We start from the raw sequence: 26,523 nt of genomic DNA, 5'->3' as shown, positions 1-26,523 counted from the left end.
CCGCGGAGGTCCGCCCTGTGAGCACAGCACCACCCGACGCCGACGAGCTGGAGAGGCGGGTCGGCGAGTTCCTCGCCGCGCACGACCCCTCCGCCACCGAGCCCCTGGAATTCCTGCGGGCCCGGTTCGACGCCGGACTCGCCTGGGTCCACTATCCCGAAGGGCTCGGCGGGCTCGGCGCCCCGCGCGCGCTGCAGCCCGCCGTCGACCGGCGGTTCGCCAAGGCCGGCGCGCCCGGCAACCACCCCGAGCGCAACGGCATCGGCCTCGGCATGGCGGCGCCGACGATCCTCGCGTTCGGCACCGAGGAGCAGAAGCGGCGCTTCCTGCGTCCCCTGTGGACCGGCGAAGAACTGTGGTGCCAGCTGTTCAGCGAGCCCGGCGCGGGCTCCGACCTCGCCGCGCTCGCCACCCGCGCCGTCCGCGACGGCGACGCCTGGACGGTCAACGGCCAGAAGGTCTGGACGTCCATGGCCCACGAGGCGCGCTGGGCGATCCTCGTCACCCGCACCGACCCGGACGTCCCCAAGCACCGCGGCATGACCTACTTCGTCTGCGACATGACCGCGCCGGGCGTCGAGGTGCGGCCGCTGCGGCAGATCACCGGCGAGGCCGAGTTCAACGAGGTCTTCCTCACCGACGTGCGGATCCCCGACGAGCACCGGCTCGGCGAGGTCGGGCAGGGCTGGCGGGTGTCCACCACGACGCTGATGAACGAGCGCGTCGCCATCGGCGGCGCGGCCGCGCCGCGCGAGAGCGGCATGATCGGCGTGGTCGCCGCCCTGTGGCGCGACCGCCCCGAGCTGCGCACCCCCGGCCTGCACGACTCGGTGCTGCGGGCGTGGGTGCAGACCGAGGCGGCCCGGCTCACCGGGGAGCGGCTGCGCCAGCAGCTCACCGCCGGGCAGCCCGGCCCGGAGGGCTCGGGCGCCAAGCTGGCCTTCGCCGAGCTCAACCAGCGGGTGTCCGGCCTGGAGCTGGAACTGCTCGGCGAGGAGGGCCTGCGCTACGACGACTGGACCATGCGCCGGCCCACCGAGGTCGACTTCACCCGCCGCTCGCCCGGCTACCGCTACCTGCGCGCCAAGGGCAACTCCATCGAGGGCGGCACCTCGGAGATCCTGCGCAACATCATCGCCGAGCGCGTGCTGGGCCTGCCCGGCGAGATCCGGGTCGACAAGGACGTGGCGTGGAAGGACCTCCCCAAGTGAGCGACCTGCTGTACAGCGAGATCGAGAACGACCTGCGCGCGAGCGTCCGCGAGGTCCTCGACGACAAGGCGCCCTGGACGTCCGTCCTCGCCGGGACCGAGAAGGACGAGCCGTACGACGCGGCGCTGTGGCAGGCCGTCGCCGCCCAGCTCGGCTGTGCGGGGCTGCCCGTCCCCGAGGACCTCGGCGGCGCCGGCGCCACCTGGCGCGAGACCGCCGTCGTCATGGAGGAGCTCGGCCGCTACGCCGCGCCCGTCCCGTTCCTGAGCGCCTCCGTGATCGCGACGGCGGCGCTGATGGCCGCCGGGGAGCGCGACCTGCTGGCGGGGCTGGCGTCCGGCGAGCGGATCGCCGTGCTCGCCGTCCCGTTCAGCACCGCGCCCGGTGACGCCGTGGCCGCCGCCCGGGTCGAGGACGGCGCCGTGACCGGCGTGGTCACGAGCGTCGCCGACGGGATGGCCGCCGACGTGTTCCTGGTCCCGGCCGGCGACGGTCTCTACGCGGTGGACGCCGCCGGCGTCCGCCGCACCGCCGTGACCTCCCTGGACATGACGCGCCGCCTCGCCGACGTCGCCTTCTCCGGTGCGCCCGCGCGCCGCGTCGGGGAGGGGGACGGCGCCGTCCGCGCCGCCCTGCTGACCGGTGCCGCGATGCTGGCGTCCGAGCAGCTCGGGCTCGCCGAGCGGTGCCTGGACGACACCGTCGCCTATGTGAAGACGCGCTACCAGTTCGGCCGGCCGGTCGGCTCCTACCAGGGCCTCAAGCACCGCCTCGCCGACCTGTGGACGTCCATCACCCAGGCCCGCGCGGTCGCCCGCCACGCGGCATCGCGCGTCGCGGCCGGCGATGCGGGCGATGCCGGTGACGCCGGCACCGCGATCGCCGTCGCGGTCGCGCAGGCGCACTGCTCGGCCGTCGCCCTCAAGGCCGCCGAGGAGTGCGTGCAGATGCACGGCGGCATCGGCTTCACGTGGGAGCACCCGGCGCACCTGTACCTGAAGCGGGCGAAGGCCGACTCCCTCGCCCTCGGCACCCCCGGACACCACCGCGCCGCCCTGGCCGCCCTGGTGGACCTGCCCCCGGCCTGAGATCCGGTGAACCGGCGGCTCCGCGCGTCCGCGCGCGGGGCCGCCCGGCTCACCCGCGCCGCCCCGGCCGCCGGGTCACCGCGGCATCGGCAGCCGGAGCCTGTCGCGGAGCGTCCGCTGCACCTCGTCGATGCCGGGCCGCGCGTCCACGGTGACCACGTACTCCTTGCGGCCGAACAGGTCCAGGACGGGGTCGGTCTTGTCGTGGTACTGCCGCAGCCGCTCGGCGAGGGCCTCCTCCGTGTCGTCCTCCCGCGCGACCAGCTCGCCCCCGCACACGTCGCAGCGCCCCTCCTCGGTGGGACGGTCCGCGATCAGGTTGTAGTCCATCCCGCACCCGGCGCAGAGCCGGCGGGCCAGGACGCGGCGGCGGACCTCCTCGTCCGGCAGGTCGAGATGGATCACGCCGTCGATGTCGTAGCTCTCCAGGAAGAACTCGGTCTGCCGCCGGTTGCGCGGGAAACCGTCGATGACGAACCCGTAGTTCCAGTCGTGCTGGTCGAGCCGGTCGCGGACGACGCCCTCCACGAGGTCGTCGCCGACGAGCTCACCGGCCCCCATGATGCGCCGCACCTGCGCGCCGAGCTTCGTGTGGCTCTTGACGTGCCACCGGAAGATGTCGCCGACGCTGATGTGCACGATGTCCAGGTCACGGGCGAGCAGCCCCGACTGCGTGCCCTTGCCGCTGCCGATCGCGCCGATGATGACGTACTTGCGCATACCGGAAGACTATGCGGGCGGCCCGGTCACGGTGGCGGGGTCAGAGCGGCAGGCGAAGGCGGCGGCCCAGCCGGCGGAACCGGGAGCCGGGCACGTGACCGGGGGACTCGTCCTGCGCGGCCAGGCGCTCCAGCAGCGTGTCGAACGCGGGCGCGCTGACGCACACCAGCGTCGCCCGGGCGCGGCGGGCGCAGTGCAGCCGGACCGACGGCCGCAGCATCCGCGAGAACGGGCCCCGCGTCCCGTGCCCGACGACGAGGATGTCGTCGTCGCCCGCCAGCCGCACCAGCGCCGCGCCCGGCTCGCCGACCAGCGCCAGCGCCGACATCTCCACGCCGTCCGGGGGGCCGTCGCTCACGTCCGACAGGACCCGGGCGATCAGCTCGGCGCCCGAGCCGCGCAGCGCCTCGGTGATGCCGCAGCCGAGCTGCCCGGCCGCCGACACGTGCGGCGGCAGCGGCGCGGCATGGGCCACCAGCAGCGGCAGCCTCCGCAGCCGCGCCTCCCCGATCGCCCACGACAGGGCGCACCGGGCGCCCGCGGAGTCGTCGACCCCCACAACGACGCGGGGGCCGCCCTCCGGTCTCGCGATCACGGTCCCTCCCGAGGCCCGCCTGTTGATGTGCAGTCTAGGGTGCAGGCATACCCGTTCCGAAGGAAGAGTTTCGCCTTTTGGAAACTCCGGTTTCCGTAAAGGGCGCGGCCGGCTGGACCGGCCGCCGCCGCGCGGGGCAGACTTCGGGGTATGGGCACACCGCACGAGAACGATCCGTCCTGCGCCGTCGCGCACGGCGACGTCCCCGCACCGGCGGGGGAGCGGACGCTGGTCGCGGTGTTCGCCGGCCCCGTCGCGGAACACCTGCTGCGCTACGGCGCCGACCTCGGTTACCGCACGTTCCTGGTCGACCCCGACAAGGACCGCGAGGGGACCGCGGACCTGCCGCACCTCGACTCCACCGCGGACGTCGTCGTCACCGACCACCACCGGCCCGAGCTGGGGCCCGTCCTGCGGGACGTGCTGACCCAGCCCGTCCGCTGGGTGGGCGTCATGGGCAATCCCCGGCATCCGGCGCCGCACATCCCGGCCCTCACCGAACTCGGCGTCCCCGCGGAGGACATCGCCCGGGTGCACCGCCCCATCGGCCTCAACATCGGCTCCCGGTCCCCGGCGGAGATCGCCATCGCGACCCTCGCGGGCCTCATCGCCGACCGGAACGACCGTCCCGGCGGCTTCGAGTTCTGATGCGGCCCCTCTAGTGCGGGCCGTCGTCTACGAGGCGTTCGGGGCGCCGCCGCACGTCCGCGAGGTTCCCGATCCCAGGCCGCCCGGCGGCGGCGCGGTGATCCGTGTCGAGGCGACCGGGGTGTGCCGCAGCGACTGGCACGGCTGGCAGGGCCACGACCCCGCCATCCGGGTCTTCCCGCACGTGCCCGGCCATGAGCTGGCGGGGACGGTGGAGGAGGTCGGCGCGGGCGTCACCGGCGTGCGCCCCGGGGACCGCGTGACCGTCCCGTTCGTGTGCGCCTGCGGCCGCTGCGCCGCCTGCGCGGCGGGAGACCAGCAGGTCTGCGAGGCGCAGACCCAGCCCGGCTTCACCCGCTGGGGCTCGTTCGCCCACTACGTCGCGGTCGAGAACGCCGACGTCAACCTCGTGCGCGTACCGGACGAGATGTCGTCCACGACGGCCGCGGGCCTCGGCTGCCGGTTCGCCACCGCGTTCCGCGCCGTCCTGGCGCAGGGCGGCGTCACCGCGGGGATGCACGTCGCCGTGCACGGCTGCGGCGGCGTCGGGCTGTCCGCCGTCATGATCGCGGCGGCGGCCGGCGCCCGCGTCGTGGCCGTCGACGTCTCGCCCGCGGCGCTGGAACTGGCGCGCCGCTGCGGGGCGGCCGCCGTCGTCGACGCCGCAGGCCACAGCGACGTGGCGGGCGCCGTGCGGGACGCCGCCCGCGGCGGCGCCCACGTCTCCCTGGACGCGCTGGGCAGCCCGGCCACCGCCCGCGACTCCGTCGAATGCCTGCGCCGCCGCGGCCGGCACGTCCAGGTCGGCCTGCTCCCGTCCGGCGCGGGCGCCGCCGGCCTCCCGATGGACCGCGTCGTCGCCTGGGAACTGGAGATCGTCGGCAGCCACGGGATGGCCGCCCACGCCTACCCCCCGATGATGGAACTGGTACGGGCGGGCACGCTGCGCCCCGACCTGCTGATCGGCCGCGTCCTCACCCTCGACGACGCCCCGGCCGCCCTCGCCGAGATGCCGGGTCCCGGAATCACCATGATCGAACCTCACCGGCGCGGCGGGCCGGAGGCCACGCCCGGCACCTGACCGCCGGTCCGGGCCGCCGGAGCCACTCGCCCGCCATGAGGCGCTCACCGGTGATCTTCCCGGTGGGGGGCGTAGGATGTGGGGGTTGCGCATTCTGTCGGTGGGCTCGCCTACGGTCGGGGACGACGGGGCCCGTCGGCGGCGCCCGTCCACGTGACGACGCCGAGCGAAGGTGACGACCACCATGGCGAACAGCACCATAGAAACAGACCGGGACTTCCAGGAACTCGCCGATCCGTACCGGCGGGAGCTGCTGGCGCACTGCTACCGGATGCTCGGTTCCATCCACGACGCCGAAGACCTGGTGCAGGAGACCTACCTGCGGGCGTGGCGCTCGTACGGCAACTTCGAGGGGCGCTCGTCGCTGCGGACGTGGCTGTACCGGATCGCCACGAACGTGTGCCTGACGGCGATCGACCAGCGCGGCAACCGGCCGATGCCGTCCGGGCTGGGCGCGCCGAGCGACGAGCCGGAGCGGCCCGTCGTGGCCTCGCCCGAGGTGCCCTGGCTGGAGCCCGCACCCGACACCGTGCTCGGCGCCGACGCCGCCGACCCCGCCACGATCGTCGCCGCGCGGGAGAGCACCCGGCTCGCGTTCGTCGCGGCGCTCCAGCACCTGCCCGCCAAGCAGCGGGTCGTGCTGATCCTGCGGGACGTCCTGAAGTGGCGGGCCGCGGAGGTCGCCGAGCTGCTGGACACCTCGACCGCCGCGGTCAACAGCGCGCTCCAGCGGGCCCGTGCGCAGCTGGACGAGCACGCCCCGGCGCGGGACGAGCTCGTCGAGCCGACCGACCCGGCCCAGCGCGAACTCCTCGAACGCTACGCGAAGGCGTTCGAGGACGCCGACATCACCGGGCTCATCGAGCTGTTCAAGAAGGACGTCATCTGGGAGATGCCGCCGCACCTCCAGTGGTTCGTCGGCGCCGACATCGTCGTCCGGCTCATCCGCACCCAGTGCGCCCCCTCCCCGGGGGACATCCGGATGGTGCCGGCCGCCGCGAACGCGCAACCCGCGTTCGGGCTCTACATGCGCGACGAGGAGGGCGTCCACCGCGCCTACCAGCTCCAGGTGCTGAGCGTCACCGACGACGGCGTCGCGCACGTCTCGGCCTTCTTCGACACGAGCCTGTTCCCGCTGTTCGGGCTGGCCGAGCACCTCTGATCAGGCCCCTGTTCTTCCACTCTGCGGAAACCTCGATGTGCCGCGGGCGCCGGGTGCTGCCATGGTGGCGGCGGCGGCGCGGGCGCCGTCCGCCGAGTGGGAATGGGAGGCACATGGACAAGGTCGTGGCGTCGGCGGCGGAGGCCGTCGCCGGCATCGGCGACGGGTCGTCGCTGGCCGTCGGCGGGTTCGGGCTCTGCGGGGTTCCCACCGTTCTGATCGGCGCCCTGCACGAGCGCGGCGCGTCGGACCTGAAGATCGTGTCGAACAACTGCGGGCTGGACGGCCGGGGGCTCGGGCAGCTGCTGGCGGCGGGCCGCATCGCCCGCGCCATGGGCTCCTACGTCGGGGCGAACAAGGAGTTCGCGCGCCAGTACCTCGCGGGCGAGATCGAGGTCGAGCTGATGCCGCAGGGCACGCTCGCCGAGCGGCTGCGCGCGGGCGGCGCCGGCATCCCGGCGTTCTTCACCCCGGCCGGCGTCGGCACGATGGTCGCCGACGGCGGGCTGCCGTGGCGGTACGCGCCGGACGGGACGGTCGCGGTCGCCTCCCCCGCCAAGGAGGTCCGCGAGTTCGGCGGCCGGGAGTACGTGCTGGAGGAGAGCATCACCACCGACTTCGCGCTCGTCCGCGCGGCGCTCGGTGACCGGCACGGCAACCTGGTGTTCGACAAGGCCGCCCGCAACTTCAACCCGCTGGCCGCGATGGCCGGGCGCGTCACGCTCGCCGAGGTCGAGCGGCTCGTCGAGCCCGGCGAGATCGACCCCGACGCCGTCCACCTGCCGGGCGTGTTCGTGCAGCGTGTGCTGGAGCTGACGCCCGAGCAGGCCGCCGACAAGCCCATCGAGCTGCGGACGGTCCGCGACGGCGCCGGCGGGGAAGGGGACGGCTGATGGCCTGGTCCAGGAACGAGATCGCCGCCCGCGCCGCGGCCGAGCTGCCCGACGGCGCCTACGTCAACCTCGGCATCGGGCTGCCCACGCTGATCCCCGGCTTCATGCCGGAGGGCAGGCACGTGACGCTGCACGCCGAGAACGGCGTCCTCGGCGTCGGCCCGTACCCCGCCGAGGACGAGGTCGACCCCGACCTGATCAACGCGGGCAAGGAGACGGTGACCGCGCTGCCGGGCGCGGCCTGCTTCGACTCGTCGCTGTCGTTCGGCATGATCCGCGGCGGCCACATCGACATCGCGGTCCTCGGCGCCATGCAGGTCTCGGCGCGCGGCGACCTCGCCAACTGGTCCGTCCCCGGCAAGATGATCAAGGGGATGGGCGGGGCGATGGACCTCGTGCACGGCGCCGGCAAGCTGATCGTCGTGATGAGCCACACCACCCGCGACGGCGAACCCAAGATCGTGGACGAGTGCACGCTGCCGCTGACCGGCAAGGCGTGCGTCGACCAGATCATCACCGACCTCGGCGTCCTGGACGTCACCGCCGACGGCCTCGTGCTCGTCGAGACGGCCCCCGGAGTCGGCGCGGAGGAGATCCGCGCGGCGACCGGGCCGCCACTGATCGAGCGACGAACGGCCGGGCCGACCGGGCGCGTCGCGGCAGAAGGGAACAGCGCATGACGCACCCCCCGTACCTGTCCCCGGGCTACAAGAGCACCGTGCTCCGGGCCCCCGCACAGGAACTGATCATGCCGAAGCTCGGCCCGGACAGCGTCGAGCTGACCTCGCCGGTCTTCGGGCACCAGGAACTCGGCCGGCTGGACGAGGACCTCACCGTCCAGCACTCCGGGGAGCCGCTCGGCGAGCGGATCATCGTGACCGGCCGGGTGCTCGACGGCGCCGGCCGCCCCGTCCGGGGCGCGCTGGTCGAGGTGTGGCAGGCGAACGCGGCGGGGCGGTACGCCCACCTCGGCGACGTCCACCCGGCGCCGCTCGACCCGAACTTCACCGGCGCCGGGCGGTGCCTCACCGACGACGACGGCCGCTACCGGTTCGTCACGATCAAGCCGGGCGCGTACCCGTGGCGCAACCACCACAACGCGTGGCGGCCCGCGCACATCCACTTCTCGGTGTTCGGGACGGCGTTCACCCAGCGCCTGATCACCCAGATGTACTTCCCGGGCGACCCGCTGTTCGCCTTCGACCCGATCTTCCAGTCGATCCCCGGCGAGGGGGACCGCGAGAAGCTGATCTGCCGGTTCGACATGGACACCACCGAGCCGGAGTGGGCGCTCGGTTACCAGTGGGACATCGTCCTCGGCGACACCCCGATGGAGGCTTGATGAGCACCTCGTCCCAGAACGGCGTCTCCCGGGCCACGCCGTCGCAGACCGTCGGCCCGTTCTTCGGCTACGCGCTGCCGTACGAGAGCGGCCCGCAGGTCGTGCCGGGCTGGCGGCCGGACGCGATCGACGTGCGCGGGCGGGTCCTGGACGGCGCGGGCGAGCCGGTGCCGGACGCGCTGCTGGAGATCTGGCAGGCCGACGGGGCGGGCGAGATCCCGCGGCGGCCGGGCGGCATCGTCCGGGAGGGACACGACTTCTCCGGGTTCGGCCGGTGCGGCACCGACGGCGACGGCGGCTACTGGTTCACCACCGTCAAGCCCGGCGCGGTCGGCGGCGGCGCCCCCTACATCGCCGTCCTGGTCTTCGCCCGGGGCCTGCTCAAGCCCGTCTTCACCCGCCTGTACTTCCCCGAGGACGAGTCCGCCCACGCGACCGACCCGCTGCTCGGCGCCGTCCCGGCCGAGCGGCGCGCGACCCTGATCGCCGGGCGCGAGGGGGAGCGGAGGTACCGTTTCGACATTCACCTGCAAGGGGAGCGGGAGACGGTCTTCCTTGGTTTCTGACGAACGCGGCCCGGCGCCGGACGCCGTGTCGCCGGACGCGGGGCTGCTGTCGCCCGTCCGCGCGGGGACGGCGGCCGAGGCCGCGACGGGCGACGCGGCCTACCTGGCGGCGATGCTGGACGCCGAGGCGGCCCTCGCCCGGGCGCAGGCGCGCCTCGGGATCGTCCCCGTGGACGCGGCCGCCGCGATCGGCGCCGCCGCGGACGCGGGCCGGTTCGACCTGGTGGACGTGGCCCGCCGGGCGCGCGGCTCCGGCAATCCCGTCGTGCCGCTGGTCGCGGATCTGCGTGCGCTCGCCGGGCCGGCCGGCGAGCACGTCCACAAGGGCGCCACCAGCCAGGACATCGCCGACACCGGCGCCATGCTCGTCGCGGCCCGGACCAGGCGCGTCGTCCTCGCCGACCTCGACCGGGCACTGGACGCGCTGGCCGGGCTCGCGGCGCGGTACCGCGACACCCCGATGGCGGCCCGCACGCTCGGCCGGCAGGCGCTGCCGACGACGTTCGGCGCGAAGGCCGCGAACTGGCTGATGGGCTGCCTGGAGGCCCGCGAGCGGCTCGCCGCGGTGCCGCTGCCGGTGCAGCTCGGCGGCCCGGCCGGGACGCTGGACGCCTTCGGCGACCGCGCCCTCGACGTCGTCGCGGCGTTCGCGGACGAGGCGGGGCTGGCCCGTCCCGTCCTGCCGTGGCACACCCGCCGCACCGCGGTCGTGGACCTGGCGGCGGCGCTGGCGCTGACCGCCGGGGCGCTCGGCAAGATCGCCACCGATGTGTGGCTGCTGTCGCAGAGCGAGGTCGCGGAGGTCGCCGAGGCCGCGGGGGCGGGGAAGGGCGGCTCGTCGTCGATGCCGCACAAGCGCAACCCGGCGCTGTCCACCATGATCCGCTCGGCCGCGCTGCAGGTTCCCGCGCAGGTGCAGGTACTGCTCGCCGCGCAGGCGGCACCGCACGAGCGGCCGGCGGGGGAGTGGCACGCCGAGTGGCAGCCGCTGCGCGAATGCCTGCGCCTCACCGGCGGCGCCGCGGAGACGGCCGCCGATCTGCTGGACGGCCTGGAGGTGTCGGCGGAGCTGATGCGGGCCGACCTCGACGACCTGCTGGACGTGCTCGGCGGCGATCCCGGGCCCGGCGCCGCCGCGGTCCTCGTCGGCCGAGCCCTCGACGCCTATCGGAGGAGCCGCGCGTGACCGCGCCTTCAGCACCGGGCGGGACACCGCCGCACCACCGCCTGGACGGTCCGGCGGACGCGCCCGTCGTCGTCCTCGGCCCGTCCCTCGGCACGTCCATGGACCTGTGGCTGCCGCAGCTGCCCGCGCTGACCCGCTCCTGGCGGGTCCTGCGCTACGACCTGCCCGGTCACGGCGCCGCTCCGCCGCCGGACGGCCCGTTCACCGTCGAGGACCTCGCGGACGGGATCATCGCCCTGCTGGACGGCCTCGGCGTCGGCCGCGCCGCCTACGCGGGCGTGTCCCTCGGCGGCGCCGTCGGCACCGCCCTCGCGCTCCGCGCCCCGGAACGCGTCGGCAGCCTGGTCCTGAGCTGCACGTCCCCCCGCTTCGGCGACCCGGAGCCCTGGCGCGAGCGGGCGGCCCTCGTCCGCCGCGAGGGCGTCGGGCCGGTGGCGGAGACGGCGGCGGGACGCTGGTTCACCCCCGCGTTCACCGGCGCGGAACCGTACGTGGCGATGCTCCGCGCGACCGATCCCGAGGGATATGCGGCGTGCTGCGACGCCTTGGCGCAGTTCGACGCCACCGGGCGGCTCGGGGCCGTCTCCGCGCCGACCCTGGTGATCGCCGGGGCGCAGGACGGGCCCACGCCGCCCGACGGCCACGGCCGCCGGCTCGCCGACGGCATCCCGGACGCTCGCCTGACCGTCATCGACGGCGCCGGGCATCTCGCCAACGTCGAACGGCCGGGCCCGGTCACGGACGCGATCACCGCGCATCTGGACCGCACATGGAAGGGGGCCGGCCGATGAGCGGGCAGAGCACCGGCGGCGGAACGCCCGGCGGGGAGACGACCGCCGGGCGGCACGCGCAGGGCATGAAGACCCGCCGCGAGGTCCTCGGCGACGCCCATGTCGACCGCGCCGAGGCCCGCAAGGACGACTTCACCTCCGACTTCCAGGACCTCATCACCCGGTACGCGTGGGGCGAGATCTGGAGCCGGCCCGGCCTGGACCGCAGGACCCGCAGCTGCATCACGCTGACCGCCATGGTCGCCGGCGGCCACCTGGAGGAACTGGCGATGCACGTGCGGGCCGCGCTCCGCAACGGGCTGACGCACGACGAGATCAAGGAGGTGCTCCTGCAGACGGCGATCTATTGTGGAGTGCCCGCGGCGAACTCGGCCTTCGCCGTCGCCCAGCGGGTACTCACCGAGCAGGAGTGACGGGCGCGAGCCCGGGCGGAGGGGCTCACATGCACAGGGCCGGGGGCGACGGGGCGGAGACCGGCGGGCCGGCGCCCGCGCGGCCGGTCAGCGTGGCCGGCAAGGTGATGGCCATCCTGAACGCGTTCGCGCAGGGCGGTGTCCGCCTCAACCTGAGCGAGATCTGCCGCCGCTCCGGGCTGCCCCTGGCGACCGGGCACCGCCTCGTCGGCGAGCTGGCCGAGGGCGGGTTCCTGGAGCGGGTGCCGGACGGCACGTACCGCATCGGCACCCGGCTCTGGCGGATCGGCAGCCAGGCCCCGGCGGTCATGGGCCTGCGCGAGCTGGCTCTCCCGCACATGGAGGACCTGTACGAGGCGACCCACGACAACGTACAGCTCGGCGTGCTGCGCGACGACCGCGTCCTGATCGTCGAGCGGCTGCGCGGGACACGGTCGGTGCCGGTCGTGACGCAGGTCGGCGCGATGCTCCCGCTGCACACCACCGGCGTCGGGAAGGTGCTGCTGGCCTACGCCCCGCCGGAGGTCCGGGAGAAGGTCCTGGCCGGGGAGCTGACCCGGCACGCGGTGCGCTCCATCACCGACCCGGAGGAGCTGCGGCGCGGCATCGAGCGGGTCCGCCGCGCCGGCTACGCGCTGACCCGCGACGAGATGACGCTGGGCGCGTCGTCGGTCGGCGCCCCGGTGCGGGACGGGGCGGGGGACGTGGTCGCGGCGATGTCGCTGGTGTCCGGGACCCGCGGCGCCGACCTGCGGCGGCTGCTGCCGCCGCTGACGACGGCGGCGCGGGCCCTGTCGCGGGACGTGGCCGCCCACTGGCGCGGACATCCCGACATGTTTTCCGCTGAGCGGAACACCGGCGCCTGAACCTGCGGCGATGCGCGCGAGCATCGCCGGGTAACCGACGACGAGGAGGCTCGATGCGTACCCAGGTCGCGATCATCGGCGGCGGCCCCGCGGGGCTGCTGCTGTCCCATCTGCTCCACCTTCAGGGGATCGACTCGGTGGTCCTGGAGAGCCGGGACCGCGACTATGTGGAGCATCGGCAGCGCGCCGGGATGCTGGAGCAGGGCACGACCGACGTGCTGCGCGAGAGCGGGGCCGGCGAGCGGCTCGACCGGGAGGGCCTCGTCCACCACGGGCTGGAGCTGCGGTTCGGCGGCGCGGGGCACCGCATCCCGCTGACCGACCTGACCGGCCGCACGGTGACCGTCTACGCGCAGACCGAGATCGTCAAGGACCTCGTCGCCAGGCGCCTCGCGGACGGCGGCGACGTGCGGTTCGAGGCGGAGGTCGTGGCGCTGGACGCGTCCGCGCCGAGCGTGACGTTCCGCAGCGGCGGCGAGACGCACACCCTCGACTGCGAGTACATCGCCGGCTGCGACGGCTTCCACGGCGTCAGCCGCCCGGCGGTGCCGGGGCTGCGGACGTTCTCCCGCGACTACCCGTTCGCGTGGCTCGGGATCCTCGCCGACGTCGCCCCGTCCACCGAGGAGCTGATCTACGCCAACCACGACCGCGGTTTCGCGCTGCACAGCCTCCGCTCGCCCAAGGTCAGCCGCCTGTACCTGCAGGTGCCGCCGGACGAGGACCTCGCCGGGTGGTCCGACGCCCGCATCTGGGACGAGCTGGCGACGCGGTTCGCGACCGACGACGGGTGGACACTGCACGAGGGCCCGATCACCGACAGGTCGCTCACGCCGATGCGCAGCTTCGTGGCCGAGCCGATGCGCCACGACCGGCTGTTCCTCGCCGGCGACGCCGCCCACATCGTCCCGCCGACCGGGGCGAAGGGCCTCAACCTCGCCGTCTCCGACGTGATCGTCCTGGCGCGGGCGTTCGCCGAGCGGTACGCCTCGGGGAAGCAGACGCCGCTCGACGGCTACTCCGACGCGTGCCTGCGGCGCGTCTGGCGGGCCGAGCACTTCTCCTACTGGATGACGCACCTGCTGCACGTGGACCCGGCCGCGAGCGAGTACGAGCGGCGGCTCCAGCGCTCCCACCTGGACTACGTGGTCTCGTCCGAGGCCGCCGCGACGTCGCTGGCGGAGAACTACGTCGGCCTGCCCATCGCCTAGCGGCGGGTCCGGCGCTCAGCCGGCCGGCCGTGCCCCCAGCGTGTCGAGCAGTTCGGCGACCGGCTGCAGCTTCTCGTACAGCAGCAGGACGGGCTCGCCCGGCTCCGCCATGTCCAGCGCCGACGTCACCGCCCCCTTCAGGTCGCCGGCCGGGTGGTGCCGCACGTCCGGGCGGCCCTCCCGCAGCCCCTGGACGATCAGCCGGGTCATCTCGCCCGAGCGCCGGCCGCGCAGGTCCTCGTCCTCGTAGACGACGACGCGCCCGAACGTCCCGGCCAGGGCCCGCGCGGTCTCGCCCACCAGTTCGTCGGGCCGGTCGCCCGGCAGGGTGACGGCGGCGACGCCCCCGGCGCCCCAGCGCCGCTCGACGAACGCGCCCATCGCCGCGACCGCCGCCGGGTTGTGCGCGTAGTCGACCACGACGGGATTGCCGCCGACCTCGTACACGCAGCCCCGCCCGGGGTTGCGGGTGTGCGGGTCGAACGTGCGCAGCGCGCGTGCGAGCACGTCCACCGGGACGTGGAGCGCGCGGGCGGCGGCCACCGCGGCGAGCGCGTCGGCGACGACGTGGGCGGCGTGCCCGCCGAACGAGCCCGCGACCTCGTCCGCGGGCAGGATCCGGGTCCGGCGGTCTCCGCGCGCCTCGGTCAGCCAGCCGTGGTCCACGTAGTAGCCCAGGCCGCCGTCCCGCAGATGCTCCGCGAGGACGGGTTCGTCCGGGGAGAGCGAGAAGTAGCGCAGCACCGGGTCGCGGCGCCGGACCGCGGGACGCGCGGCCAGCGCCGCGGTCGGCGGGTCCCCGGCGTTGAGGACGAGATGCCCGCCGGGCCGAATCTCCTCGGCGACCAGCGCCTTGATGTCGGCCAGGTCGTCGATGTCCTCGGTGCCGTCCACGCCGAGGTGGTCGCGGGTGATGTTGGTGACGACGGCGACGTCGGCGCGCTCGTAGCCGAGGCCGCGCCGCACGATCCCGCCGCGCGCGGTCTCCAGCACGGCCACCTCCACCGAGCGGTCGCCCAGCACCATCTCCGCGGAGCGCGGGCCGGACGCGTCGGACAGGTGGACGAGCCGCCGCCCCACGTACACGCCCTCGGTGCCGGTCATGCCGGTCCGCCGGCCGTCCAGCTCCAGCATGTGCGCGATCATCCGGACGGTGGTGGTCTTGCCGTTGGTGCCCGTCACCGACACGACCGGGACCCGCGACGGCGTGCCCGGCGGATACATCAGGTCGATGATGTCGCCGGCGACGTCGCGTCCCGCCCCCTCCTGCGGCGCGAGGTGCATGCGCAGGCCCGGTGCCGCGTTGACCTCCAGGATCCCGGCGGCGCCGCGGTCGGCGGGCGGCGGGGACCCGATGTCGGGCAGCCGCAGGTCGATGCCGCACACGTCCATGCCGACGGCCGCGGCGGCCCGCACGCACATCTCCGCGACGTCGGCGTGCACGTGGCCGGTCACGTCGCTGCTGGTGCCGCCGGTGGACAGGTTCGCGTTGCGGCGCAGCCACACCCGCTCCCCGGCGGCGGGCACGGATCCGGGCCCGTGGCCCTGGCCCGCCAGCAGCGCCCGCTCGGTCGGGCCGAGCACCAGCCGGGTCAGCGGCCGGTCGTGGCCCTCGCCGCGCGCCGGGTCGGCGTTGACCCGCTCCACCAGTTCGGCGACGGTGGCGGCCCCGTCGCCGGTGACGCACGCGGCGGTCAGCTCCGCCGCCGCCGCGACGCGGCCGCCGACCACCAGGACCCGGTAGTCCCTGCCCGGGATGTAGGACTCCACGAGGACCTCGCCCTCGTCCCCGGCCGCGGACGCGAACGCGGCCACGACCTCCGGCGGGCTGGTCAGCTCGATGTGGACGCCCTCGCCCTGGTGGCCGGCCAGCGGCTTGACCACGACGGGCCCGCCGATGTCGCGCAGCACCTCGAGGGCCTCCGCCGGCGACGCCGCGACCCGTCCCGCGGGGACGGGCAGGCCCGCGTCGGCGAGCACGCGGTGCGCGAGCCGCTTGTCGCCCGCCACCTCCATCCCGATCGCCGACGTGCCGTCGGTCATCGCCGCCCACACCGTCCGGCGGTACCGCCCGTACCCGAGCCGCAGCAGGTTCAGATCGCCGACGCGGCGGACCGGGATGCCCCGCCGCCGCGCGGCCCGCGCCAGCGCCGAGGTGCTCACCCCGAGCCGCCCGCACTCGTGCTCGGCGGCGACGCGGGCCAGGTCGGCGGACGGGTCGGGCACCCGCCCGGCGAGCGCCCCGCCGACGGTCCGCACCGCGAGCGTGACCAGCTGCTCCACCACCGTGCTGCCGGCCGGCTCGTCCCGCGGGCATTCGAGGATCACGTTGTAGTCGCCGGGACCGCCCGCGCGGACGGTGCGCCCGAAGAACACCTCGCGGCCGATGAGGCCGGACAGCTCCAGCGTGACGTGCTCGGTGACATGGCCGAAATAGGTGCCGCGCGCCATCGCGTCCAGCAGGCCCCCGGGCCGGCCCGCCGAGCAGTGGTGCGTCGCCAGGCCCGGCAGCGCCTCCAGCAGCCGCTCGGCGAAACCGGGATGGTCGGTGGTCTCATGACCGGTGAGGCCCTGCAGGTCGAGGCGGGCGATCGCGACGGGACGCGAGAGGTAGACGTTCGGGCCGCTCAGGCGGCGCACATGGTCGAGGCGCACCGCTAGTCCTCCTCCGCCGGGCCGCGCATGTTGCCGATCTCCGGAAGCTTGTCGATCATCTGGAACGCGCAGCCGGCGGGCAGCAGATGCAGCGACACGTCGAACATCGCCATCGGCTCGTCGTCGGAGGCGGCGTAGGCGACGGTGGACTGCCCGGCGTCCACGACCGTTACGACGCCCGTCCCGACGACGTCGAAACGGCCGTCGCCCACCACGATCGCGGTGTCCTCGTCTATCCCGACGCCCAGCAGCCGGGTGTCGAGCGCTATCCCGCTCATCAGCCTCGGCAGCCGCCCGCGCTCGTTGAAATGCATGTCGATCAGCACGTTGTCGAGCAGCGCCAGCCCCGGGCCGACCTTCACGCTGGACGCGGCGACCTCGTGGCCGTGGCCGCCGAGGATCATCCAGTGGCCCATGGCCGTCGCGCCCGCGCTCGTCCCCGCGATGACCAGGCCCTCCTGGTCGAGCCGCCGCTTGAGCAGATCGTTGGTCTTGGAGCCCACCAGGGTCCGGATCCGGGACTGGTCGCCGCCGCTGAACAGCACGCCCGTCGCCGCGTCCAGGGCCCGCAGCGTCGCGGCGCTGTCGGCCGCGGCGCGGCCCAGCAGCCGCAGCTCCCGGACCGAGGACACCCCGAGCCGGCCGAACACGGCGGTGTACTCCTCGGCGACCTCCTCCGGTACCTCGGTCGCCGTCGTCACGACGACGACCCGCGCGTCCTCGCCGCCCGACAGCTCGACGAAGGTCTCCAGCGCCCCGGACCCGCAGGTCCGGTTCTCCGCCCCACCGATGATCAGCAGCCGGCCCTTGCGTCCGGCACCCCCATGTCTCTCTTTCACATCTGCTAGCTACCCCTGATCACCCCTGGTAGTCGTTCGACCGCGAGGCGCCGCGTGCGGGGCGGGGAGGCGCGCTGTGTCATGCTGTGCGGATGAGCGGCATCCCCGTTCCCCCGGACGCCCCCGCCCGGCGTCCGCCCGCGCCGTCCGCACGGCCGCCGGGGCCCGCCGCCGCGCTCGACGCCGCCTCCGCGCACTACCTGCGCGGCGAGCAGATCGACATGTCGGCGCTGGCAGCCGAGCTGGGCGTCGGCCGCGCGACCCTGTACCGCTGGGTGGGCAGCCGTGAACAGCTCCTCGGCGCGGTCCTCGCGGAGATGACCGAGCGCACCTACCGCTTCGCCACGCGGGACGTGGGCGGCGCCGGCCCGGACCGGATCCTCATGCTCCTCGACCGGTTCATGCACGCGGTGGTGGAGGCCGAGCCGCTCAAGGCCTTCACCGAACGCGAACCCAGGCTGTTCATCCGGCTGGCCACCATGCCGGGCACCATCGAGGACCGCGCCACCGAGCTGCTGACCAGGGAGCTGCAGGCGGAGATCGACCGCGGCGAGATGCGCGTCCCGCTGCCGACCCGGACCCTCGCGCAGGCGATCGTCCGGCTCTCCGACTCGTTCATGTACGCGCACTACCTGGGCGGGAACCGGCCGGAGATCGACCAGGCCCTGGAGGTCGTCGAGCTTCTCCTGCGCCCGTGCGCCGGCGCCCGGGCGGGCGCCGGGCGGAACGGCCGGGGAATCTCCGGGACCGCCTGAACGCTGAAGTCTTTGAGAGGGAATGACCCTTTGGTGGTGGTCCCTCGCCATGAGAGTCTGTATTGGACCTTTCGTCGAACGAGGGACGGCCGGGCAGTGAGCGACATTCCCCGCCGCGCGGTGACGCGGACCGCCAAGCTGGCGACGCTGCCGCTCGGCTTCGCCGGGCGCACCGCCCTCGGATTCGGCAAGCGGACGATCGGCCGCCCCGCCGAGGCCGTCGCGCTGGAGGTCCAGCGCCGCACCGCCGAGCAGCTGTTCGCGGTGCTCGGCGAGCTCAAGGGCGGCGCCATGAAGGTCGGGCAGCTGCTGTCGATCTTCGAGGCCGGACTGCCCGAGGAGATCGCCGGGCCGTTCCGCGCCAGCCTGACCCGGCTCCAGGAGGCCGCGCCGCCGATGCCGGCCGCCACCACCCACCGCGTCCTCGCCGAGGGCCTGGGCGGCGACTGGCGCGAGAAGTTCGCCGAGTTCGACGACAGGCCGGCCGCCGCGGCGTCCATCGGCCAGGTCCACAAGGCCGTCTGGCACGACGGGCGGACCGTCGCGGTCAAGGTCCAGTACCCCGGCGCCGCCCAGGCGCTGATGAGCGACTTCAACCAGATCTCCCGCCTCAGCAGGCTCTTCACCCCGCTGTTCCCCGGCGTCGAGGTCAAGCCCGTCATCGCCGACCTCAAACGGCGGCTGGAGAAGGAACTCGACTACGTCGACGAGGCCCGCGCACAGACCGCCTTCCACGACGCCTACGACGGCGACCCCGACTACGTCGTCCCCGCCGTCGTCGCCCAGTCGGGCAACGTCCTGGTCACCGAATGGCTGGGCGGCACCCCGCTCGCCAAGGTCATCGCCGAGGGCGACCAGGACCGGCGCGACCGCGCCGGCCTGCTGCTGTTCCGCTTCCTGCTCTCCGGCCCGTCCCGCTGCGAGATGATCCACATCGACCCGCACCCGGGCAACTTCCGGCTGCTGGACGACGGCCGGCTCGGCGTCATGGACTTCGGCGGCGCCGCCCGCGTCCCGGCCGAGCTGCAGTGGTCGATCGGCCGGCTGACCCGCATCGGGACGCTCGGCGACCCCGACGAGATCGTCGAGACCCTCCGCGACGAGGGATTCCTCGTGCCGGACGCCGATGTCGACCCTCAGGAGGTCGCCGACTTCATCGGGCCGCACGCCGCCCCGTTCGCCGTGGAGCGCTTCCGGTACTCCCGCGAGTGGATGCGCGAGCAGACCGCGCACGGCCTCGGCGTCGCCTCCGACATGCGCCCCGGCGCACTCGCCCGCCAGTTCCGGCTGCCGCCCCAGTACCTGGCCGTCAGCCGCGCCCTGACCGGATGCGGCGGCGTGCTGTGCCAGCTGGAGGCCGAAGGCGCGTTCCGCGCCGAGGTCGAGCGCTGGCTCCCCGGCTTCACCGACGACGGCGGACCCGACCTCGACGGGACCGAGGAGCCCGAACAGGCCACCGCCTGACCCGGCCCGGCTCGGGCGGGGTCAGGACCTGCTCCGTGCTAGTCCAGGAGCGTGCAGGTTCTGGAGCGTGCAGGCTCAGGAGAGGGCCTGCGCCTCCTCTTCCTCGACCTGGCGGTTCCAGTCGCCCTTCGTCGTCTGCCACCCGTCCTCGTCGCGGCCGCGCCGCCAGTACCCGGAGATCGACAGCCGCTCCATCGGCAGCCCCCGCTCGACCCGCAGGTGCCGCCGCAGCGCCTTCACGAAGGTCGCCTCGCCGTGGACGAACGCGTGGACCTCGCCGTCCGGGAACTCCAGCTTCTCGACCGCCTCGACCAGCAGGTCACCGACCTGCCCGCCGCCCCGGTGCAGCCACACGATGTCCGCGTCCCCCGGAGTCGGGAGCTCCTGCTCCTCCTCCGGCCCGGCGACCTCGATGAACACCCGGGCGGGCGCGCCCTCCGGGATCCGCTCCAGTGAGGCGGCGATCGCCGGCAGCGCGCTCTCGTCCCCGACGAGGAGGTGCCAGCCGGCGTCGGCGCGGGGCGCGTAGGCGCCGCCCGGCCCCAGGAACAGGATCTCCTCGCCCGGCCGGACGCTCGCCGCCCACGGGCCCGCGAGGCCCTTGTCGCCGTGGTGGACGAAGTCGATGGTCAGCTCCACCGCCTCCGGATCCCAGGCCCGGACGGTGTAGGTCCGGGTGGCCGGCCACTGCTCGCGCGGCAGCTCCGCGCGGACCCGCTCCATGTCGAACGGCTCGGGATACTCGACACCCGGCCGCGGGAACTGCAGCTTCACGTAGTGGTCGGTGAACTCGCCCGCGCCGAAACCCGCGAGGTCCGCACCGCCGATGACCACGCGGATCATGTGCGGGGTGAGGCGCTCGGTGCGCAGCACCGTCCCTCGGTTGAGCGTGCGTCCCTTGCGTGCCGGTTCCGTCGCCATGCAGTTCCTCCCGAGATGCGGATCACACACTTAGGTAACCCTAACCACCGGAGGTGCGCGGATTGTTCCCGGGGCAAGGGGCGGCGGCCGGTCCGCCGCCCCTTGAGCGGGCGGTCAGTGCGCCGAGGCGAGGCGGGCCGTGCGCGTCCGCGCGACCTCGGCGGCGACGGCCTCGAACGCGGCGTCCGTCTCCTCCGCGCCGAGGACGGTGAAGAGCGTCGACTTGACGATGACGACGTCGTACCTGGGCGAGACCCAGATCAGCTGACCGCCGAGGCCGTTGGCGGAGAAATCGCCGTCCTCGCCGAGCCACCACTGCAGGCCGTACCCCTGGTTGAACGGCGCCGACGGCCGCGTGGACCGAGTCACCCACGAGTCTGGGACGACCTGCCGTCCATTGGCCTTCCCCCCGTTCAGGTACAGGAGCCCGAACCGCGCGAAGTCCCGGTCGGTGGCGTAGTAGCAGCAGTACCCCATGCTGTTGCCGTTGGAGTCGTTGCCGAGGTACGCCTTGGACGCCATCCCCGCCGGCTCCCAGATCTTCTTCTGGACGTAGGCGTGGTACGGGACCCCGGTCGCCTTGGCGACGGCCCAGGCGAGGACGAACGTGTTCATGCTCGTGTACTCGAACCTCGTCCCCGGCTCCCAGCCGCGCTTCTGCTGCTTGGCCAGTTCGGTGAGCGGATACCCGAGGCTCGCGGCGACGTGCACGAACGGGACGTCGGACGTCTCGTCCCAGTCGATGCCCGACGACATCCGCAGCAGGTCCCGCAGCGAGACGCCGTCGAACCCGGAGCCCGCCAGTTCGGGGACGTAGCGGGTGACCGGGTCGTCGATCGAGTCGATGAAGCCCTCGCCGAGCGCGATGCCGACGGCGGCCGACGTGAACGACTTCGCCATCGACCACGACTGGAAGAGGCTGTCCTCACCGGACGCGACGTAGCGCTCGAAGACGATGTCGCTGCCGTCCAAGACGACGAATCCCTGCGTCCCCGTGCGGGCGAGGTAGTCGTCCAGCGTGCGCTCCTGGCCCTCGAAGGTGTAGGTCACCGAGAGCGGACGGTACGCCTCGCGCAGCTCGACCGGGTCGGACGAGGGGACCAGCGGATCGAAGCCGGCACGGTGCTCGGTGACGGCGGCGGACGGCGGTGCGGGCGGCGGCGGGGACGCGGCGGCCTGTGCTGGGGAGGCGGCGAGTGCTGGGGGAGCGGCGTGTCCGAGGGGAGCGGCCAGGGCGGCCGTGAGGGCGGCTGTGGCGAGCGCGATCGTCCAGGGCCTTCGGCGCATGCGGACCTCCGTGGGGGGCGGTGTCGACCGGGGTTCCGCCCCGATGGTGATCGCGCGGCGACGCTGCGTCCATGTGGTCATGCAACGAAATCCGGACCCGGACGTGGGCATGAACGAAGGGCATGCGGCCTGGCCTGGGTGACCCTCCGAACAGGCGCATCTGCGATACGTTCATGGCACCCCGCGACCGTCAGCCACCCCGCGCCGCCGGAGGACCGATGTCCCTGCTCGACCAGTTGCTCACCGCCGTCGCCGACGGCTCGGTGGAGATCGTCGATCTCACCGCTCCGCTGTCGGAGCGGACACCGATCCTCCAGCTGCCGGAGCCGTTCGCCAACACCGTCCCGTTCCGGCTGGAGGAGATCAGCCGGTACGACGACCGCGGGCCCGCCTGGTACTGGAACGACATCGTCACCGGCGAGCACGTCGGCACCCACTTCGACGCGCCCGTGCACTGGGCCACCGGCCGCGACGGCGAGGACGTCTCGCAGGTGCCGCCCGGCCGGCTCGTCGCCCCCGCCGTCGTGCTGGACGCCTCCGCGCACGCCGCCGGCGACCCCGACTTCCTGCTGGAGATCGACCACGTCCGCGACTGGGAGAAGACGCACGGGCCGCTCCCGGACGGCGGCTGGCTCCTCTACCGGACGGGCTGGGACGCGCGCTCCGGCGACCAGGACACCTTCCTCAACGCCGACGAGAGCGGCTCGCACACGCCGGGGATCTCGGCCGCGTGCGCGCGGTGGCTCGCCGAGGAGACCCCCGTCCTCGGGCTCGGCGTGGAGACCGTCGGCACCGACGCGGGCGGCGCCCACGCGTTCGACCCGCCGTTCCCGTGCCACTCCTACTTCCTCGGCGCCGGCAAGTACGGGCTCACCCAGCTGCAGAACCTCGACCGGCTCCCCGCCCGCGGCGCCGTGCTGCTCGCCTCGCCGCTGCCGATCGTCGGCGGCTCGGGCAGCCCCGCCCGCGTGCTCGCGCTGATCGAACGATGAACGTCGCGGAGGCCGTGGGCGAGGCCCTCGCGCGGCTCGGCGCCGACACCGTCTTCGGGGTCGTCGGCAGCGGCAACTTCCATGTCACCAACGCGCTCATCGCGAACGGCGCCCGGTTCGTCGCGGCGCGGCACGAGGCCGGGGCGGCCACGATGGCCGACGCGTACGCGCGGGTGAGCGGCGGGCTCGGCGTGGTGTCGCTCCACCAGGGGCCCGGCCTGACCAACGCGGTCACCGGCATCGCCGAGGCCGCCAAGAGCCGCACGCCGCTGCTGGTGGTCGCCGGCGAGGTGGCCGCGGCCGCGGTCCGCTCCAACTTCCGCGTCGACCAGGCGGCCATCGCCGCCGCGGTCGGGGCCGTCCCCGAACGGGTGCACTCCCCGCGGACGGCGCTCGCCGACGTGTCCCGCGCGTGCCGCACGGCGGTCGCCGAGCGCCGGACGGTCCTGCTCGGCCTGCCCCTGGACATCCAGGCGGCCGCGCATCCGGAGCACGCGCGGGAGCGGCCGCCCGCGGGCGGGCGGCCGAGGGTGGCGCCGCTGCCGGTGCCGCCGCCGGCCGCGATCGCCCGGCTGGCCGACGCACTGCAGGCCGCGGAACGGCCGGTGTTCATCGCCGGGCGGGGCGCGCGGCTGTCGGCCGCCCGCGAGCCCCTCGCGGAGCTGGCCGGCCGCTGCGGTGCGCTGCCCGCGACCTCCGCCGTCGCGCGCGGGCTGTTCGCCGGCGATCCGTTCGCCCTCGACGTCAGCGGCGGCTTCGCCACCCCCGCCGCCGCCGACCTGATCCGCGGCGCCGACCTGATCGTCGGCTGGGGCTGCTCGCTCAACATGTGGACGACCCGTCACGGCGCCCTCATCGCCCGGGGTGCGACGGTCGTGCAGATCGACGTGGACGCCCGGGCGCTCGGCGCGCACCACCCCGTCGACCTCGGCCTCATCGGCGACGCCGCCGAGACCGCGCGGGCCGCCGCCGCAGAACTCGACGCGCGCGGCCACGCCGCCTTGGGCTACCGCACACCGGAGGTGGCCGAGCGGCTCGCCCGGGAGGGACGCTGGCAGGACGTCCCGTACGAGGAGCACCGCGACGGCAAGGACGACGCCGACGGGCCGCGGATCGACCCGCGGACGCTGTCCATCGCCTTGGACGGGATGCTGCCGCGCGAACGCACCGTCGCCGTCGACTCGGGCAACTTCATGGGCTACCCGGCGATGTTCCTGGACGTCCCCGACGCCGACGCGCTCGTGTTCACCCAGGCGTTCCAGTCGATCGGCCTCGGCCTCGCCACCGCGATCGGCGCGGCGGTCGCCCGTCCCGACCGGCTCACCGTCGCCGCGCTCGGCGACGGCGGCGCGCTCATGTCGGTCGCGGAGCTGGAGACCGCCGTCCGGCTGCGGCTGGGCCTGCTCGTGGTGGTCTACGACGACGAGGCGTACGGGGCGGAGGTGCACCACTTCGGCCCGGGCGGGCACCCGCTGGACACGGTGACGTTCCCGCCGGCGGACCTGGCCGCGATCGGACGCGGCTTCGGCTGCGCGGCGGCGACCGTCCGGCGGCGCGAGGACCTGGCGGCGGTCGCCGACTGGCTGGCGGGCCCGCGCGACCGCCCCATGGTCGTGGACGCCAAGGTCACCCGGGGCCGGCCGGCCTGGTGGCTGGAGGAGGCCTTCCGCGGCCACTGACCCCGCCTCCCCGGACTGACGGACGGTCGCCGAGCGGAGCTCGTCCGTTGAATGGCGGTGGGTGGGGGCTGGCGGACGGTCGTCGAGCGGAGCTCGGACGGTTTGCGAATCGATCTCTGGGAAAGATCATGCTCGCGATCGTTCCCCGGGGGTGGTGATGAACGGGACAGGGTGCCGACATTGTCGTCATGTGATGGTTGACCCGTTTTGTCGGACGACCTTACGTTCGCGGCAACTGTGCCTTACGTCACACACCCCTGAGGAGGAGAGATGACGCGAGGGCCGAAGGTCCCCGAGCTCGCCAGAGAGATGGCCGCGGAGTTCGCCGGCACGATGATCCTCATCCTGTTCGGCGTGGGCGTCGTCGCCCAGGTCATCGCGGGGAGCGGGCTCGGAGACCCCCAGAGCCTCGGCGACCACGACAGCATCTCCTGGGCCTGGGGCATCGGGGTGACGCTGGGCGTGTACGTGTCCGCCCGCATCAGCGGCGGGCACATCAACCCCGCCGTGACGGTCGCCCTCGCGGTCTTCAAGGGCTTCCCCTGGCGCAAGGTGCTCCCGTACTCCTTCGCCCAGACACTCGGGGCGTTCGTCGCGGCGCTCATCGTCCGGTGGAACTACAGCGAGATCCTGCAGAAGTTCGACCCCGGCCTGACGGACAAGACGCACATCGTCTTCTCCACCATGCCCGGCAACGGGACCCTCCCGATCGGGACCTGGGGGGCGTTCCGCGACCAGGTGATCGGCACCGCGATCCTGCTGTTCCTCGTGCTGGCCCTCACCGACCTGCGCAACGCGCCGCCGCTGGCGAACATGGCGCCGCTCATCATCGGGCTCATCGTGGTGGCGATCGGGATGGCGTTCGGCTCCGCCGCCGGGTACGCGATCAACCCGGCCCGCGACCTCGGCCCGCGGCTCGTGCAGTTCCTCACGGGCTACGAGACCCCATGGGACGATCAGTACGGGAACCTGTATTTCTGGGTGCCGATCGTCGCGCCGGTCATCGGCGGCGTGATCGGCGCCGGTCTCTACATCCTGCTCATCGGGCGCAACATCCCCGAAGAGGAGGAGGGCACAGAGGTCACCGAGCCCAAGCCGGAGTACGACGTTTCCTGACGGGGCCGCACCCGCCGGCAGAAAGGGAGAAGTCCATGGCCGACTTCGTCGGAGCGCTCGACCAGGGCACCACGAGCACCCGCTTCATGATCTTCGATCACGGCGGCAACGAGATCGCCCGCCACCAGCTCGAACACGACCAGATCATGCCGCAGGCGGGCTGGGTGGAGCACAACCCCACCGAGATCTGGGAGCGGACCCGCGCCGTCATCCAGTCCACGATGAACCGGGCGAACCTGACCCACACCGACCTGGCCGCGTTCGGCATCACCAACCAGCGCGAGACGACCGTGGTGTGGAACCGGCGGACCGGCCGCCCGTACTACAACGCGATCGTCTGGCAGGACACCCGCACCGACCGCATCGCCTCCGCGCTCGAACGGGACGGCAGGGGCGAGACGATCCGGCACCGCGCCGGCCTGCCGCCCGCGACGTACTTCTCCGGCGGCAAGGTCCAGTGGATCCTGGAGAACGTCGACGGCGTCCGCGAGGCGGCCGAGAACGGCGACGCGGTCTTCGGCAACGTCGACACGTGGGTGCTGTGGAACCTCACGGGCGGGACGGACGGGGGCGTGCACGTCACCGACCCGACCAACGCCAGCCGCACCATGCTGATGGACCTGGAGACCCTCGACTGGGACGACCAGCTGCTGTCGTTCTTCGGCATCCCGCGCCGGATGCTGCCGCAGATCAAGCCGTCCTCCGCGCCCGAGCCGTACGGGACGTCCCGCGCGGACGGCCCGCTCGGCGGCGAGGTCCCGCTCACGGGGATCCTCGGCGACCAGCAGGCCGCGACGGTCGGGCAGGTGTGCTTCGCGCCCGGCGAGGCCAAGAACACCTACGGCACCGGCAACTTCCTCCTGCTCAACACCGGTGAGGAGCTGGTCAGGTCGAAGGCGGGGATGCTCACCACCGTCTGCTACAGGTTCGGCGACGACGCGCCCGTGTACGCGCTGGAGGGGTCGATCGCGGTGACGGGGTCGGCGGTGCAGTGGCTGCGCGACCAGCTCGGCATCATCTCCGGCGCCGCGCAGAGCGAGGC

General features: G+C 74.1%; 26 protein-coding genes. 20 read left to right on the top strand and 6 right to left on the bottom strand.

Going from position 1 to position 26,523, the window contains the following annotated elements:
- Positions 1 to 17: 17 nt before the first annotated feature.
- Together AB0C35_RS42410 and AB0C35_RS42405 are read left to right on the top strand one after the other, a co-directional pair.
- Positions 18 to 1,211, top strand: coding sequence for an acyl-CoA dehydrogenase family protein (locus tag AB0C35_RS42410; protein ID WP_358469057.1), 1,194 nt, complete (start codon positions 18 to 20; stop codon positions 1,209 to 1,211).
- A complete protein-coding gene (locus AB0C35_RS42405; protein WP_358469054.1) occupies positions 1,208 to 2,299 on the top strand; it encodes an acyl-CoA dehydrogenase family protein in 1,092 nt (363 codons plus the stop codon). The genes AB0C35_RS42410 and AB0C35_RS42405 overlap by 4 nt, the downstream gene beginning before the upstream one ends.
- Before the next feature lie 75 nt (positions 2,300 to 2,374).
- On the opposite strand, the gene AB0C35_RS42400 is transcribed toward AB0C35_RS42405, so the two are convergent.
- Together AB0C35_RS42400 and AB0C35_RS42395 are read right to left on the bottom strand one after the other, a co-directional pair.
- Positions 2,375 to 3,019 carry a nucleoside monophosphate kinase gene (locus tag AB0C35_RS42400; protein WP_358469051.1) on the bottom strand — a complete coding sequence of 215 codons (645 nt, stop codon included), beginning with the start codon at positions 3,017 to 3,019 and terminating at the stop codon, positions 2,375 to 2,377.
- Between the two features lie 40 nt (positions 3,020 to 3,059).
- Positions 3,060 to 3,614 (bottom strand): universal stress protein, encoded by a 555-nt coding sequence (locus AB0C35_RS42395; RefSeq protein ID WP_358469048.1) that lies wholly within the window; start codon positions 3,612 to 3,614, stop codon positions 3,060 to 3,062.
- Between the two features lie 150 nt (positions 3,615 to 3,764).
- Between AB0C35_RS42395 and AB0C35_RS42390 the strand changes: the two genes are divergently transcribed.
- From AB0C35_RS42390 to AB0C35_RS42335, 12 genes are all read left to right on the top strand, one after another.
- Positions 3,765 to 4,262, top strand: a complete 498-nt coding sequence (locus AB0C35_RS42390) for an XdhC family protein (RefSeq protein WP_358469045.1) — start codon at positions 3,765 to 3,767, stop codon at positions 4,260 to 4,262.
- 13 nt (positions 4,263 to 4,275) lie between these two features.
- Positions 4,276 to 5,343 (top strand): alcohol dehydrogenase catalytic domain-containing protein, encoded by a 1,068-nt coding sequence (locus tag AB0C35_RS42385; protein ID WP_358469042.1) that lies wholly within the window; start codon positions 4,276 to 4,278, stop codon positions 5,341 to 5,343.
- A 184-nt stretch (positions 5,344 to 5,527) separates the two neighbouring features.
- On the top strand, positions 5,528 to 6,505 hold the full coding sequence (locus tag AB0C35_RS42380; RefSeq protein WP_358469039.1) for a sigma-70 family RNA polymerase sigma factor: 978 nt from the start codon (positions 5,528 to 5,530) through the stop codon (positions 6,503 to 6,505).
- A 113-nt stretch (positions 6,506 to 6,618) separates the two neighbouring features.
- The gene (locus AB0C35_RS42375; protein ID WP_358469036.1) at positions 6,619 to 7,398 is read left to right on the top strand and encodes a CoA transferase subunit A; all 780 of its coding nucleotides are present in this window, start codon (positions 6,619 to 6,621) and stop codon (positions 7,396 to 7,398) included.
- The gene (locus AB0C35_RS42370; RefSeq protein WP_358469033.1) at positions 7,398 to 8,078 is read left to right on the top strand and encodes a CoA transferase subunit B; all 681 of its coding nucleotides are present in this window, start codon (positions 7,398 to 7,400) and stop codon (positions 8,076 to 8,078) included. Before AB0C35_RS42375 ends, AB0C35_RS42370 begins: the two co-directional genes overlap by 1 nt.
- Entirely contained in the window at positions 8,075 to 8,740 is a 666-nt protein-coding gene (pcaH, locus tag AB0C35_RS42365) for a protocatechuate 3,4-dioxygenase subunit beta (protein WP_358469030.1), read from the top strand. Before AB0C35_RS42370 ends, pcaH begins: the two co-directional genes overlap by 4 nt.
- Positions 8,740 to 9,306, top strand: a complete 567-nt coding sequence (gene pcaG / locus AB0C35_RS42360) for a protocatechuate 3,4-dioxygenase subunit alpha (protein WP_358469028.1) — start codon at positions 8,740 to 8,742, stop codon at positions 9,304 to 9,306. Before pcaH ends, pcaG begins: the two co-directional genes overlap by 1 nt.
- A complete protein-coding gene (pcaB, locus tag AB0C35_RS42355) occupies positions 9,296 to 10,492 on the top strand; it encodes a 3-carboxy-cis,cis-muconate cycloisomerase (RefSeq protein WP_358469026.1) in 1,197 nt (398 codons plus the stop codon). The genes pcaG and pcaB overlap by 11 nt, the downstream gene beginning before the upstream one ends.
- The gene (gene pcaD, locus AB0C35_RS42350; RefSeq protein WP_358469024.1) at positions 10,489 to 11,283 is read left to right on the top strand and encodes a 3-oxoadipate enol-lactonase; all 795 of its coding nucleotides are present in this window, start codon (positions 10,489 to 10,491) and stop codon (positions 11,281 to 11,283) included. Before pcaB ends, pcaD begins: the two co-directional genes overlap by 4 nt.
- Positions 11,280 to 11,696 (top strand): 4-carboxymuconolactone decarboxylase, encoded by a 417-nt coding sequence (pcaC, locus tag AB0C35_RS42345; RefSeq protein ID WP_358469022.1) that lies wholly within the window; start codon positions 11,280 to 11,282, stop codon positions 11,694 to 11,696. Before pcaD ends, pcaC begins: the two co-directional genes overlap by 4 nt.
- A 29-nt stretch (positions 11,697 to 11,725) precedes the next feature.
- Positions 11,726 to 12,562 carry an IclR family transcriptional regulator gene (locus AB0C35_RS42340; protein ID WP_358469019.1) on the top strand — a complete coding sequence of 279 codons (837 nt, stop codon included), beginning with the start codon at positions 11,726 to 11,728 and terminating at the stop codon, positions 12,560 to 12,562.
- 53 nt (positions 12,563 to 12,615) lie between these two features.
- Positions 12,616 to 13,773: a 4-hydroxybenzoate 3-monooxygenase gene (locus AB0C35_RS42335; protein WP_358469017.1), complete on the top strand. Its 1,158-nt coding sequence runs from the start codon at positions 12,616 to 12,618 to the stop codon at positions 13,771 to 13,773.
- A gap of 15 nt (positions 13,774 to 13,788) precedes the next feature.
- On the opposite strand, the gene cphA is transcribed toward AB0C35_RS42335, so the two are convergent.
- The gene (gene cphA / locus AB0C35_RS42330; protein WP_358469015.1) at positions 13,789 to 16,428 is read right to left on the bottom strand and encodes a cyanophycin synthetase; all 2,640 of its coding nucleotides are present in this window, start codon (positions 16,426 to 16,428) and stop codon (positions 13,789 to 13,791) included.
- 2 nt (positions 16,429 to 16,430) lie between these two features.
- The gene (locus AB0C35_RS42325) at positions 16,431 to 17,267 is read right to left on the bottom strand and encodes a cyanophycinase (protein WP_358469013.1); all 837 of its coding nucleotides are present in this window, start codon (positions 17,265 to 17,267) and stop codon (positions 16,431 to 16,433) included.
- Positions 17,268 to 17,359: 92 nt separating this feature from the next.
- On the opposite strand from AB0C35_RS42325, the gene AB0C35_RS42320 reads away from it, so the two are divergent.
- Entirely contained in the window at positions 17,360 to 18,022 is a 663-nt protein-coding gene (locus AB0C35_RS42320; RefSeq protein ID WP_358469010.1) for a QsdR family transcriptional regulator, read from the top strand.
- A 96-nt stretch (positions 18,023 to 18,118) separates the two neighbouring features.
- Positions 18,119 to 19,486 (top strand): AarF/ABC1/UbiB kinase family protein, encoded by a 1,368-nt coding sequence (locus tag AB0C35_RS42315; RefSeq protein ID WP_358469007.1) that lies wholly within the window; start codon positions 18,119 to 18,121, stop codon positions 19,484 to 19,486.
- A 75-nt stretch (positions 19,487 to 19,561) separates the two neighbouring features.
- Here AB0C35_RS42315 and AB0C35_RS42310 read toward each other — a convergent pair whose 3' ends face one another.
- Positions 19,562 to 20,407, bottom strand: coding sequence for a siderophore-interacting protein (locus tag AB0C35_RS42310; protein ID WP_358469004.1), 846 nt, complete (start codon positions 20,405 to 20,407; stop codon positions 19,562 to 19,564).
- 114 nt (positions 20,408 to 20,521) lie between these two features.
- A complete protein-coding gene (locus tag AB0C35_RS42305; RefSeq protein ID WP_358469001.1) occupies positions 20,522 to 21,694 on the bottom strand; it encodes a serine hydrolase domain-containing protein in 1,173 nt (390 codons plus the stop codon).
- A gap of 218 nt (positions 21,695 to 21,912) precedes the next feature.
- On the opposite strand from AB0C35_RS42305, the gene AB0C35_RS42300 reads away from it, so the two are divergent.
- The 4 genes from AB0C35_RS42300 to glpK form a co-directional block, all read left to right on the top strand.
- Positions 21,913 to 22,686, top strand: coding sequence for a cyclase family protein (locus tag AB0C35_RS42300; RefSeq protein ID WP_358468998.1), 774 nt, complete (start codon positions 21,913 to 21,915; stop codon positions 22,684 to 22,686).
- The gene (locus AB0C35_RS42295) at positions 22,683 to 24,365 is read left to right on the top strand and encodes a thiamine pyrophosphate-binding protein (protein WP_358468995.1); all 1,683 of its coding nucleotides are present in this window, start codon (positions 22,683 to 22,685) and stop codon (positions 24,363 to 24,365) included. The genes AB0C35_RS42300 and AB0C35_RS42295 overlap by 4 nt, the downstream gene beginning before the upstream one ends.
- Positions 24,366 to 24,635: 270 nt before the next feature.
- Positions 24,636 to 25,481 carry an MIP/aquaporin family protein gene (locus AB0C35_RS42290; protein WP_358468992.1) on the top strand — a complete coding sequence of 282 codons (846 nt, stop codon included), beginning with the start codon at positions 24,636 to 24,638 and terminating at the stop codon, positions 25,479 to 25,481.
- A gap of 35 nt (positions 25,482 to 25,516) precedes the next feature.
- The coding region (glpK, locus tag AB0C35_RS42285; protein ID WP_358468989.1) for a glycerol kinase GlpK at positions 25,517 to 26,523 on the top strand (1,007 nt) is incomplete at its 3' end.

The organism is Spirillospora sp. NPDC048819, assembly GCF_040650055.1.
GTDB lineage: Bacteria > Actinomycetota > Actinomycetes > Streptosporangiales > Streptosporangiaceae > Spirillospora.
Note: the sequence above shows the minus strand (reverse complement) of the source record. Positions and strands in the feature narration are given on the sequence as shown.